Origin of the sequence: Streptomyces cyaneochromogenes (assembly GCF_003963535.1) — a bacterium.
GTDB classification, from domain to species: Bacteria; Actinomycetota; Actinomycetes; order Streptomycetales; family Streptomycetaceae; genus Streptomyces; species Streptomyces shaanxiensis.
In genome coordinates, this window is sequence record NZ_CP034539.1 from 10154834 (window position 1) to 10167313 (window position 12480).

At 70.9% G+C, this 12480-nt stretch carries 5 protein-coding genes and 4 pseudogenes; 6 read left to right on the top strand and 3 right to left on the bottom strand.

The window, feature by feature from the left end; all coding sequences use genetic code 11:
• Window positions 1-10: 10 nt before the first annotated feature.
• Complete coding sequence (locus EJ357_RS45555; RefSeq protein WP_126398470.1) at window positions 11-2464, bottom strand: SpoIIE family protein phosphatase; 2454 nt, start codon at window positions 2462-2464, stop codon at window positions 11-13.
• An 866-nt stretch (window positions 2465-3330) separates the two neighbouring features.
• Here EJ357_RS45555 and EJ357_RS49910 point away from each other — a divergent pair.
• The 6 genes and pseudogenes from EJ357_RS49910 to EJ357_RS45590 form a co-directional block, all read left to right on the top strand.
• Window positions 3331-3498, top strand: a pseudogene (locus EJ357_RS49910) (Tat pathway signal sequence domain protein); the annotation flags it as partial.
• Window positions 3497-3871: pseudogene (locus tag EJ357_RS45570) on the top strand (ABC transporter permease subunit); the annotation flags it as partial. The pseudogenes EJ357_RS49910 and EJ357_RS45570, both read left to right, overlap by 2 nt.
• A gap of 191 nt (window positions 3872-4062) precedes the next feature.
• Window positions 4063-5271: pseudogene (locus EJ357_RS45575) on the top strand (1,4-beta-glucanase); the annotation flags it as partial.
• Window positions 5271-7238, top strand: coding sequence for a beta-galactosidase (locus EJ357_RS45580; RefSeq protein ID WP_126398474.1), 1968 nt, complete (start codon window positions 5271-5273; stop codon window positions 7236-7238). The pseudogene EJ357_RS45575 and the gene EJ357_RS45580, both read left to right, overlap by 1 nt.
• Window positions 7235-9439, top strand: a complete 2205-nt coding sequence (locus EJ357_RS45585; RefSeq protein WP_126398476.1) for a glycosyl hydrolase family 95 catalytic domain-containing protein — start codon at window positions 7235-7237, stop codon at window positions 9437-9439. Before EJ357_RS45580 ends, EJ357_RS45585 begins: the two co-directional genes overlap by 4 nt.
• A 38-nt stretch (window positions 9440-9477) precedes the next feature.
• Entirely contained in the window at window positions 9478-10194 is a 717-nt protein-coding gene (locus EJ357_RS45590) for a glycoside hydrolase family 12 protein (RefSeq protein ID WP_126398478.1), read from the top strand.
• Between the two features lie 69 nt (window positions 10195-10263).
• On the opposite strand, the gene EJ357_RS45595 is transcribed toward EJ357_RS45590, so the two are convergent.
• Together EJ357_RS45595 and EJ357_RS45600 are read right to left on the bottom strand one after the other, a co-directional pair.
• A complete protein-coding gene (locus EJ357_RS45595; RefSeq protein WP_126398480.1) occupies window positions 10264-11229 on the bottom strand; it encodes a glycoside hydrolase family 6 protein in 966 nt (321 codons plus the stop codon).
• A gap of 130 nt (window positions 11230-11359) precedes the next feature.
• Window positions 11360-12403 (bottom strand): annotated as a pseudogene (locus tag EJ357_RS45600) (endo-1,4-beta-xylanase); the annotation flags it as partial.
• Window positions 12404-12480 lie beyond the last annotated feature (77 nt).

The window sequence follows — 12480 nt, forward strand, 5'->3', positions numbered from 1 at the left end:
GACACGCGGCTCAGTGCGGCTCGGACTGAGGGAGGGTCTGCGCGCACCAGATCGTCTTGCCGTTGGTGGTGTGCCGGGTACCCCACCCCTGGGTCAGCTGGGCGACGAGCAACAGGCCCCGGCCGCCCTCGTCGAAGTCGCGGGCCCTGCGCAGGTGCGGTGCGGTGTTGCTGGAGTCGGAGACCTCGCAGATCAGGGAGGTGTCGCGAATCAGCCGCAGCCTGATCGGCGGCTCGCCGTACCGGATGGCGTTGGTGACCAGCTCGCTGACGACCAGCTCGGTGACGAAGGAGGCCTCCTCCAGGCCCCACGCGTCCACCTGGTCGACGGCGAACTTCCTGACGCGCGGCACCTGCGCGGGGTCCGGCTCGACGTCCCAGTCGGCGACGTGGTGGCGGGCCAGCGCGTGGGTGCGAGCGAGCAGCAGAGCCGCGTCGTCGGTACGGTGATCGGGGAGCACCGCGTCGATCACCGTGTCGCACAGGGCCTCCAGTGAGGTGGCCGGCTGTTTCAGGACCCGCTGCAGTTCGGTGATTCCCTTGTCGACGTCGCGTGCGCGGCCGTCCAGCAGCCCGTCGGTGTAGAGGGCGAGCAGGCTGCCCTCGGGCAGTTCGAGCTCGGTGGCCTCGAACGGTAGCCCGCCGATGCCGAGCGGAGGCCCCGGCTGGGCGGTCACCGGGGTCCTGGTGCCGTCCGGGGAGATGATCAGCGGCAGGGGATGGCCGGCGCTCGCCAGCGTGAACCGCCGGGAGACCGGGTCGTAGACGGTGTACAGACAGGTGGCCCCGGACTCGCCGGTCGGCTGGAAGTGGCCGGTGGGCTGGAGATCGCTGGCGAGGTGGAGGACCAGGTCGTCCAGGTGGGTCATCAGTTCGTCCGGCGGCAGGTCCACGTCGGCGAGGGTGCGGACCGCCGTGCGCAGCCGGCCCATGCTGGCCGAGGCGTGCAGGCCGTGACCGACGACATCGCCGACGACCAGGGCGACCCGGGCCCCGGACAGCGGAATGACGTCGAACCAGTCACCGCCCACTTCCGCACCTGCCCCGCCGGGCAGATAGCGGGATGCCACCTCGACCGCCTCATGGTTCGGCAGTCCCTGCGGCAGCAGGCTGCGTTGCAGGGTCAGCGCGGTCGTGCGCTCGCGCGAGTAGCGGCGGGCGTTGTCGATGGCGACGGCTGCCTTGGTGGTCAGCTCCTCGGCGAGGATCAGGTCGTCGGCGGTGAAGGCCTCGGGCCGGTCGAGCCGGGTGAAGGCGACGACCCCGAGCAGCGCGCCGCGCGCCCGGAGCGGCACGGTGATCCGGCCGGTCAGCCCGTCGGCGGCGAGGGACCCGTCGATCACCGGGTTGCCCGGTGGCCAGTGGGCAGGGTCGGCGGCGAGCCCGGGCCCGAAGGCCCATTCGCCGCCCTGGCCGGGTTCAGCGGCGAGCTCCACCGTGGACCTGCCGGTGGCCAGGCAGCGGGCGGCGACGGAACCGGGAGGGTGGCTGACCGGTGTCGTGGGCCCGGGAGCTCGGTCGGTGTCGTCCTGCGCGCTGTGCCGGGCGGCACGGCTGAGCACGATGGGCTCGCCGGAGGTGAACGCGGACACGGACGGTGGTTCCTCTCCGCGCAGCACCTCGTCGAAGAGATCCACGGTGACGAGGTCGGTGAATCCCGGCACCGGGGTCGTGGCCAGCTCCTGGGCGGTTCCGATCACGTCGAGGGTCCGGCCGATGCCGCCGCTGGCCTGGTTCAGGATGAGCAGGCGCTGCCGAGCCCAGTACTCGGCGCTCATGTCGAATCCCCAGTTGGCGATCGCGCAGACCCTGCCCCCGGCATCCCGGACGGGCCAGATGCTGGTGGCCCAGGCATTGGCGTAGTCACTGCCGCGAGGGCGGAAGACGGTGATCAGACGCGTGGGTTCGCCCGTCCTCGCCACTTGGGCGAGTGCGTCCGTGTAGGGCTTGTCGTCCCGCTCGGGAAACAGCGTGCGGTCGAATTCGGGAAACATCTCGCGGTACTTCCTGCCGAGCACTTGCTCCTCGGAGTGCGCGATCACCCGGCCCGAAGAGGCGTTGATCCACAGAAAGCGCAGGTCAGGGTCATACACGCCCAGCGCGAAGGGCGACTGCTCGAAGGCCCGGTCGGCGATCACCGGGCGGCTTCCCCAGCGCTGGACGGTCACCGCGTGACCCAGTGCCCGCCCCTCGGGGCCGAAGAGTGGGTGAGCCGTCACCACGGCGTCCACCGTGGAACCGTCCCGGTGGCGCAGGAGGATGAACCCCGTGGGGTCGGGGCCGGCGCCGTAGCCCTCGGGGAAGCCGGGTGGTGGGGGATCGACCAGCAGGTCGGTCACGGGGCGGCCTACGGTGTCCTGCGCCGTCCAGCCCAGCAGCAGTCGGCACCCCTCGCTCCAGCCGCTCACCATGCCGTCACGGTCCACGACGGCCACAGCGGTGGGCGCGTCCTGTGTGCCGGCCATCTCCACGCGCCACGCCTCCGTCCGGACAGCCGTGCCCGTCAGGGCTGGTTTCCAGCGGCCATCTCCAGCCTAGATCGGCCGCCGCTCCACGGCGCTCCGGCCGGTGCGCTCGGGTGTGCCAGGTGCCGGAGCGAGCGGGGCTGGAGCCTGAGCCTTCGCACCCGTTCGACAGCAGCCGCGGCGCGTCCGCCGACAGGGTGAGGTCGCGGTGGGCGGGGGTGTCGAAGTCCTTGGTGAGGGCGTGCGGGTCGTACTCCGGGTCGAACTCGCCGGGGCGGAAGCGGACCGAGAGCTGGCGGCGGACGGCCGCGTCGAGTGTCCGCCTCGGGGTGTCACCCGACGTACTGGCGCACCGCGTCCGTCCTCAAGCCTGGCCGGCCCACAACAACGAGACGGGCCGCGACGTCACGTCCTCCTCGGTCCTCCCGCTCGTCCTGCACGAGTACGACCTGCCCGACTGGACCGACGAGGACCTGTCGATGCGCTTCGTGAACGGCAGTCGTCGATCGCGGAAAGGTGGGGTGTGTGCGGCGTGCATGGCAGACATATGGGATTCCCTTGCGGGGAGTGGCACGACGTATCGAAGCGCTTCGACACCATGGGGGTCATGGGAATTGTCAAGGATCAACATCGTTGATTCAAGCAGGGCGGAAGAACAGCCCCTCCAGTACGTCGGAGGAATCTTGGAAGCGACTCTTGTGCGCCCATAGGTGTTCACTTAACCTCGCAGCAACATCGAAGCGCTTCGACTGTGAATCGCCATCGCAGTGATGGGATGTTCGCTTTCGGCTCGGCCAGTTCCCATCACGACACCGCAGCCGACGGCCACCGCCGGGTGTCCAGGTGCGCCATGAAGGGTTGACGCAATGACGCCGAATGCCGCCTCCGCCTCCTCCGGACCGAGCCGGAGAAGCTTCCTCGCCTCGACTGCGGTCGCCACCGCAGCGGAGGCGGGTGGGATGCCGCTGCTCACCGCCTGCGGCGGGTCCGACACCGCCTCGCGCGAGGGCGCCACCTCGGGCAAGGCCGCCGATCTTCCTCGCCGCGCTGTCGGCGGTGAGCACCGACCTGTACGAGGCCGCCGCGATGGACGGCGCGGGGCGCTGGCGGCGCATGTGGCACGTGACGCTGCCCGCGCTGCGCCCGGTGATCGCGCTGCTGCTGGTGCTGCGGGTGGGTGACGCGCTGAGCGTGGGCTTCGAGCAGTTCCTGCTCCAGCGGTACGCGGTGGGTGCGGGGGCCAGTGAGGTCCTGGGCACCTACGTGTGGAACATGGGTCTCCAGAACGGCGACTTCAGCTATGCGGCGGCGGTCGGCCTGGCCAAGGGAGTCATCGGAGTGTGTCTCGTCCTGGGCGCGAACAAGGTCGCGCACCTGCTCGGCGAGCAGGGGGTGTACAAGAAGTGAGCCTGAACACGCAGCTCATCCGCAGCCTGAAGGCTCCCGCCCGCCCGGTGTGGGAGGAGCCGCCCGGCAAGGCCGGGCTCACCGCCAAGAGCGCCTTCCTCGCGCTGTGCTGCCTGGGGGTGCTCGGGCCGCTGTGGATCGTGATCGTCACCAGCCTCTCCCCGAAGCCGGTGATCGACCGGGTCGGCGGTCTGGTCTCCACCAACAACCGATGGGCGGCCGTCGACACGCTGTACCGGACCACCGACGGCGGCCGCACCTGGACGTCCCTGAAGGACACGGCCGTCTTCGACGTCTCCGAAACCCCCTACCTCAAGTGGGGCAAGGACAAGCCCAAGTTCGGCTGGTGGATCCAGGCCGTCGGCCTCGACCTCTTCGACTCCCGGCACGTCGTCTACGGCACCGGCGCCACCCTCTACGGCACGCGCGACCTCAAGAACTGGGCTCCGCAGATACGCGGGATCGAGGAGGCGTCCGTGGTGCAGATCGTGTCGCCGCCGGCCGGAGAGGCCCACCTGATCAGCGGATCGCGGGACATCGGCGTGCTCTACCACGAGCGGTTGACCGCCTCGCCGTCGCGCGGCCTGTCCACGAACCCCGTGTTCGGGTCCGACGTCGGACTCGCCCAGGCCGCGGCCAGACCCTCGTACGTCGTGCGCACCGGCTCGGGCGACAGCGGCAACGGCGCCTACTCGAACGACGGCGGACAGACCTGGGCGCCCTTCAAGGCGCAGCCCGCCGCCGCCAAGGACGCGCCCGGCCCGATCGTCACCAACGCCGACGGCAGTGTGTTGCTGTGGTCCCTCGCGCACTGGGACGGCACCGTGTACCCGGCGCAGCGCTCGGCCGACAACGGCGCCACCTGGTCCGAGGTCGGCTCCCTCCCGAAGGGCGCCGTCCTGCTCGCGGACCCCGTGGACCCGAAGCGCTTCTACGCCTACGACACGACCGCCGGCACCCTCCGCGCCAGCACCGACGGCGGCCTGACCTTCACCGCCCGGGCCACCGGCCTGCCGACCGGTGACGCGGGCTTCCAACTGGCCGCGGCCCCGGGACGCTCCGGCGATCTGTGGCTCAGCGCCAAGGCGAGCGGCCTGCACCGCTCCACCGACGGTGGCGCCACCTTCACCAAGCTCGGCAGCTGCCGGGCCGCCCACACCCTCGGGTTCGGCAAGGCCGCCGAGGGCGCCTCCTGCCCGGTGATCTACCTTGTCGGTGCGATCGACGGCTCCAACGCCGTTCACCGCTCCGACGACGAAGCGAAAACCTGGACGCGGATCAACGACGATCAACACCAGTGGGGCTGGATCGGCACCGCCATCACCGGCGACCCACGCGTCCATGGCCGTGTCTACCTTGCCGCCAACGGACGTGGTGTGCAGTACGGGGAGCCTGTCTGATGCCTGACCTGAACGATGTCACCCGAGGCCGCCTTCTCTTCGGCGGCGACTACAACCCCGAGCAGTGGCCCGAGGAGACCTGGCACGAGGACGTCCGGCTGATGAAGGACGCCGGGGTCAACTCGGTCACCCTCGGCGTCTTCTCCTGGGCCAAGCTCGAACCCCGGCCGGGGGAAAGGGAGTTCGGCTGGCTCGACCGGCTGATGGACCTCATGCACGAGAACGGCATCGGCGTCGTCCTCGCCACCCCCACCTCCTCGCCCCCGCCCTGGCTGGGCCGATTGCACCCGGACACCCTGCCCGTCACCGAGGACGGCCGCACCGAGTGGTGGGGCGGCCGGCAGCACTTCTCGCACTCCAGCGCCACCTACCGGCGTTATGCCGCAGCCATCACCGAGGACCTCGCCGCCCGCTACGGCGGCCACCCGGCCCTCACCCTGTGGCACATCAACAACGAGTACTGCACCTTCGACTACGGCGACGAGGCCGCGGCCGCCTTCCGCCGCTGGCTGCGCGAGAAGTACGACGCGCTCGACGCCCTCAACGAGGCCTGGGGCACCGCCTTCTGGAGCCAGGGCTACGACAGCTGGGACAGCATCCTGCCGCCCCGCCTGCCCCACTACATGCGCAACCCCACCCACGTCCTGGACTTCCGGCGCTTCACCTCCGACATGCTCCTGGAGTGCTACGCCGCCGAGCGGGACATCGTCCGCCGGTACTCCCCGCACATCCCCGTCACCAGCAACTTCATGTCGCTGTGGGTGGGCCAGGACGCCTGGCGCTGGGCGCAGGAGGAGGATGTCGTCTCCGTCGACATCTACCCCGACCCGCGCGACCCGCACGGCGCCCAGAGCGGCGCCGTCGTCCAGGACATGACCCGCTCCCAGGCGCGCGGGCCGTGGATGCTCATGGAGCAGGCGGCCGGTCCCGTCAACTGGCGGGGCGTGAACCACCCCAAGCCCCGCGGCCTCAACCGGCTGTGGTCCCTGCAGGCCGTGGCCCGCGGCGCCGACGCCGTCTGCTACTTCCAGTGGCGGCAGTCCCGGCAGGGCGCGGAGAAGTTCCACTCCGGCATGGTCAGTCACGCCGGGGAGGAGGGCCGTACCTTTCAGGAGGTCAAGCAGCTCGGCGCGGAAATGCAGCGGATCGCCGCCGAGGTGAGCGGCCGGACCATCACCGCGGACATCGCGGTCCTGCACGACTGGCACGCCTGGTGGGCCGGCAACCAGGACGGCCGCCTGTCCACCCAGGTGGAGTACCCGGACGTCCTGAGCGCCTGGCACCGGGCCCTCTGGCAGGCCCACCTCACCACCGACTTCGCCCACCCCGAGCACGACCTGACGCCGTACTCCGTCGTCGTCGTGCCGCAGCTGTACGCCCTCACCGACGCCGCGATCGACAACCTCCTCGCCTACGTCCAGCAGGGCGGCACCCTCGTCTGCGGCTTCCAGACCGGCGTCGCCGACGAGGACGACCGGGTCCGCCCCGGCGGTATGGACGCCCGGCTGCGCGAGCTGTTCGGCATCCGCACCCTGCACGAGTGGTGGCCGCTGGACGCCGGGGAGGCCGTCACCTGCGAGGGCTTCCGGGGGACCCTGTGGTCCGAGGAGCTGGAGGCCGACGGCACCGCCGACGAGACGCTGCCGTACAAGGGCGGCGAACTCGACGGGCTGCCCGCCGTCCTGCGCAAGGGCCGGGCCTGGTACGTCTCCACGCTCCCGGAGCCGGAGGCGCTGCGCGACCTGCTGGACAGGGTCGCCTCCGGCGCGGGTGTCCGGCCGGTGCTCGACGGCCTGCCCGACCAGGTCGAGGCGGTACGGCGGGGCGAGGTGCTGTTCGTGCTGAACCATGGCCGCGAGCCGGTCACCGTCGAGGTGCCCGGCACCCACCACGACCTGCTGACGGGAACGTCCGTCACCGACCAGATCACCCTCGGACGCTACGGAGTGGCGGTGCTGCGGCCATGACCTCGAACAATGGGATCGTCCACGGAACCTGGGAGCCGGACCCGGCGGCCCGCTGGGAGGACGGCTTCCTCAGCGGCAACGGCCATCACGGCGCCCTCGTGTTCGGGGAGCCGGACGCCGAGCGGGTCGTGGTCACGCACCACACCCTGGTACGGCCGGGCGGTGACGACGAACACCGCCGGCCGCCCCGGCTCGCCGCGGAACTGCCCGCCCTCCAGGACAGCCTCCTGGCCGGTGACCACACCGCCGCGGAGGGCTTCACCGACGGCCGTCCGTTGCACTGGGTGCGGCCCTTCCACCCCGCCTTCCAGGTCCGGCTGGCCCGCCCCGCCGCCGACCGCAACGACTACCGCCGCGACGTCGACTTCGCGACGGGCGTCGTGCGGGCCACGTGCGCCGGCTGGACCAGCCGCGTCTTCGTCTCACGCGCCGACGACGTGATCGTCCAGCACGTCACGTCAGCCGACGGCACCCTCGACGTCTCCCTGGACCACCGCCTCCCCGGCGCCCCCGCCCACCTGGGCGTCGGCCACGGAGCCGTCCTCACCCCCGAGGGCGCCCTGCTGAGCCTGCGCGCCCGCTACCCCGACAGCGACCGCGCCTTCACCGGCGTCACCCTGGTCGCGGTCACCGGCGGCACGACGGTCCTCGCCGCGCCGGGCGCGCACATCGAGGGCGCCCGGTCCGTGCTGCTCCTCACCCGGGTCCGGCGGCACACCGGCGAACTCGACGTGACCGCCGAGGGCCGCGCCCTGCGGGACCTGCCCACGGACTACGACGAGCTCCTCGAACGCCATCTCGCCCTCCACCGCACCGCCTACCAGCGGGTCACCCTCGACCTCGCCGCCGACCCGGCCGAACGGGCCCTGCCCGGCTCGGAATTGCTGAAGCGGCCGCGCAGCGCCGCCCTCCTGGAACGGCTCTTCGCGGCCGGCCGCTACCACCTGCTGTCCGCCGCCGGCCTCCTCCCGCCCCGCCTGACCGGCCTGTGGACCGGCGACTGGGACACCGCCTGGTCGGGGGCGTTCACCAACGACGCCAACCTCAACCTCCAGACCGCCTCCGCCGCGGCCGGCGCCCTCCCCGAGGTCACCGAGGCCCACGCGAACCTGATCCACGGCCAGCTGCCCGACTGGCGCGACAACGCCCGCGCGGTCTTCGGTGCCCGGGGCGTGGTCGCCCCCGCCCACACCGACGGCGAGTCGGGCCACTCGTACCACTTCAACCGCGAATACCCCCTGCACCTGTGGACCGCGGGCGCTGACTGGCTGCTCAAACCGCTCGTCGACCACGACGAGACCCACGGCACCCGCGACCCGCGCACCGCGTCCGCCCTCACCGAAGTCGCCCTGTTCTACGAGGACTTCCTCACCCGCACCGACGACGAAGGCAACCTGGTCGTCGTCCCCTCCTACTCACCCGAGAACCGCCCGGCGAACGCGAGCTGGGGCACGATCAACGCCGCCATGGACCTCTCGGCGGCCCGGCACGCCCTGCTCACGGCGGCCGACTACCACCCGGACACCCCGGACGCCGACCGCTGGCGCGCGCTCGCCGGCCGCCTGCCCCCGCACCGGGTCAACGCCGACGGCGCCCTGGCCGAGTGGGCCTGGCCCGGTCTGGAGGACACCTACGACCACCGTCACCTGAGCCATCTCTACGGAGTCTGGCCGCTCGACGAGATCACCCCCTACGACACCCCCGACCTCGCGGCGGCCGCCCACCGCGCCCTCGAACTGCGCGGCGCCGAGAACGACTCCGCGCACGGCCACCTCCACCACGCGCTCATCGCGGCCCGCCTCAGGGACGGCGACCGGGTCGCCCACGCCCTCGGCCAGGTCTTGGACGGCGACTTCTTCCACGCCTCCTTGATGAGCGCGCATTACCCCAACCGCCACGTCTACAACGCCGACGCCGCGCACACCCTGCCGGCCGTACTGATCGAGATGCTCGTCCAGTCGACCCCCCACCGGCTGGTCCTCCTGCCCGCGCCGCCGTCCGCTCTCCCGGCGGGCCGCCTCACGGGTGTACGCACGCGGTTCGGCGCCGAGGTCGATCTGACCTGGGCACCCGAGGGGGCGAGGGCGGTCCTGCGGCCGGCTCGCACCGTTCGAATCGAAGTCAGGACTTCTTCCGGCGACGCGGAGCCGATCGACCTGGTCGCCGGAGAGGACCACGTCCTCAGCATCGGGACGTGGTAGCAAACCCCCACATCTCCCCCACCCATGGAAGGGACACCATGGTCAAAAGCACTATGCGCAAGATCACCATGGCGGTGCTCGCCCCGGCGATGGCTCTCGGAGCCACCGTCGGATTGGCCGCCGCCCCCGCTTCAGCGGCAGTCTGGAACTCCTGCGACCAGTGGGCCAGCACGAACCTGAACGGCTACACGCTCTACAACAACATCTGGGGCTCGGGTGCGGGCGGCCAGTGCATATGGGCCAACTCCGGGACCGGCTGGGGTGTCTGGGCCGACCACCCCAACACCGGCGGCATCAAGTCGTACCCCAACTCGACGAAGTGGATCAACAAGACGATCGACAACCTCGGCTGGCTCACCAGCGACTACAACGTCAGTGTCCCGTCGTCCGGCGCGTACAACACGTCGTACGACATCTGGGACTCCGACCACGACTACGAGATCATGCTCTGGGTCAACTACAACGGAGCCGTCGGCCCGATCGGCGGCTACCAGGGCAACGTCTCCCTCGGCGGCCACAACTGGAACGTCTACAAGGGCACCAACGGGTCCAACGAGGTCTTCTCGTTCCTGCGGACGTCCGACTCCAACTCCGGCACCGTGGACATCAAGCCGATCCTCAACTGGCTCGCCTACGACAAGCGCTGGATGGCCGGCAGCGAGACCATCAGTGAGGTGCAGTTCGGCTACGAGATCACCTCGTCGTCCGGCGGGCTCAACTTCACCACCAACAACCTGACGGTCAACGGAGGCTGATCCGGCATCAGGGCTGCATCCCGGGCCCGCGGCGCGCGCCCGGGATGTAGCCCGGGATGCGACCCCGGATCAGTAGCCGTAGATCATCTTGTAGGCGACCTCCGGGAGGAACTGTCCGGCCGTGGAGCCGCTTCCCACGCCGCAGTTGCCGTCGGACTCGCCCGGGACCTTGATCCACAGGAGCATCTCGGCGCCCCCGCCCTGTTGGGTGGGGGTGCCGATACGGCGGCCTGACGGGTTGCACCACTGGCCGTTGGAGCCGTTGCCGTTGCGGCTGGTGTCCACGACGAACGGCTTGGTGTAGCCGTACCGGGCGGCGAGTTCCCTGTTGACGGCATTGCCGTACGCGGTGTTCTCGGCCGTGGTCAGGTAGTTGGAGATGTTGAGCGAGAAGCCGTGGGCCTGCCGCACGCCCGCTTCGTGGAGGCGCTGGGCCATGGTCGCCGCGCTCGCCCAGGCCGGGTTGCCGGCGTCCATGTAGACCCAGGTGTTGGGGGCCTGGCGGTTGAACTCGGCGAGCGCTCCGGTCAGCATGCTCTCGCGTTCGTCGATCTGGGCCTGGGTCATGCAGCCGTAGTCCCCGAGGGAGTCCGGTTCGAGGACGACGACGGCCGGGCGGCCCGCGATCCCGCCCGCGAACTGCGCGATCCAGTTGGCGTAGGCGGACGGCGAGGAGGCTCCGCCCGCGGAGTGCCCGCCGCAGTAGTCGCGGTTGTAGATGTTGTAGGCGACGAGAAGGGGCAGCTTGTCGCGGGCGTCGGCGGCGCCCACGTACGCGCCGGTCGCGGTGCCGATGGTGCCGCTCCAGGAGCCGAACCAGCGGGCCGTCGGCGTGTTGGCGATGGAGGCGTTGATCGCGGATGTCCGGCCGTCACCGGGGTTGGCGGCGACCCACCGCTTCGCGCTGGAGTCGGGGTCCACGTAGAACCCGCTGGTCATGGTCGTCGGGTCGGCCGCGTGGGCGGACGGGGCGGTGGCGAGCGCCAGCGGCAGCGCGGAGAGCGCTGCCACCAGGGCGAGGAGGCTGCGGCGCATGACGGGTACCTCGGCTTTCTTGAGAGGGAGGCGTCCGAAGGTCGGCGGAGAGAGGTGGGAGCGCTCCCATCGGAAGAGCTCCCCACGGCAGAGTCGGGTCAGCAGGTCGAGTTGGTCCCAGTCAGGAGGCCGAGCCGCGGGTGGCGGCGGGGGTGCCGCCCAGCGTGGTCAGCACCGCGTTGTACGCGGGCTTCTTGTTGCCGCCCCGGTCGAAGAGCAGCGGGTTCTCCGAGGCCCGCCAGGAGTCGCTGTCGCGGATGCCTCAGACAGTGATGCCGGTGCAGCGTGCGACGTTCATGCAGGCCCTGACCGTGTTCGCGTACGCGGTCGGCGACGCCTGCGCGATGTCCAGTTCGGTGATCTGGACATCCACGCCGAGGGCGGCGAAGTTCGACAGCGTGGTCTGGAAACTGGCGGGCGGGCCGCCGGTGCCGAAGTGGGCCTGGAGACCGACGCAGTCGATGGGCACGCCGCGCGCCTTGAAGTCGCGGACCAGGCGGTAGACACCCTGGGTCTTGGCGTCGCTCCAGTTCTCGATGTTGTAGTCGTTGTAGCAGAGCTTGGCCGCCGGGTCGGCGGAGCGCGCGGTGCGGAACGCCTGCTCGATGAAACCGTCGCCCAGCACGTCCCGGAAGACCGAGCTGCGGAGCTGGCCGCTGGGGCCGTCGGCGAAGGCCTCGTTGACCACGTCCCAGGAGTGGATCCTGCCCTTGTAGCGGTTCGCCACGGTGGTGATGTGGTTGTTCATCACGCCGCGCAGGGTGTTCGCGTCCCTGATGGAGCTGACCCAGCCGGGCAGCTGGGAGTGCCAGACCAGGGTGTGGCCGCGCAGGCGCTGGCCGCGGGCCTGCGCGCGGTTCGCGATCTGGTCGGCGGGGCCGAAGTTGAAGGTGCCGCGGGACGGCTCGGTCGCGTCCCACTTCATCTCGTTCTCGGGCGTGACCGAGTTGAACTCACGGTCCAGGATGCCGGTGTACATGCCGTCGCCGAGCCGGCCCGCGGCCACGGCGGTTCCGAAGTACCGTCCGGACTGGGCCGCCTGGGCGCCCAGGGTGGAGGCCTTCACGGCGTCGTCGGGTGCGCCGGTTGCGGTCACGGGGGTCAGCAGGACGGTCGCGGCCAGCAGGCCGAGGACGGAGGCTCGGCGACAGCCGAGTCGTTTCAGCGGGTTCATGGTTCTCCTCGTGGGGGGAGGGTGTGGGGGGTTGCGTGGTGCGGTCGGTGGACCTCCTCGGGGTGGGGGCGATCGGT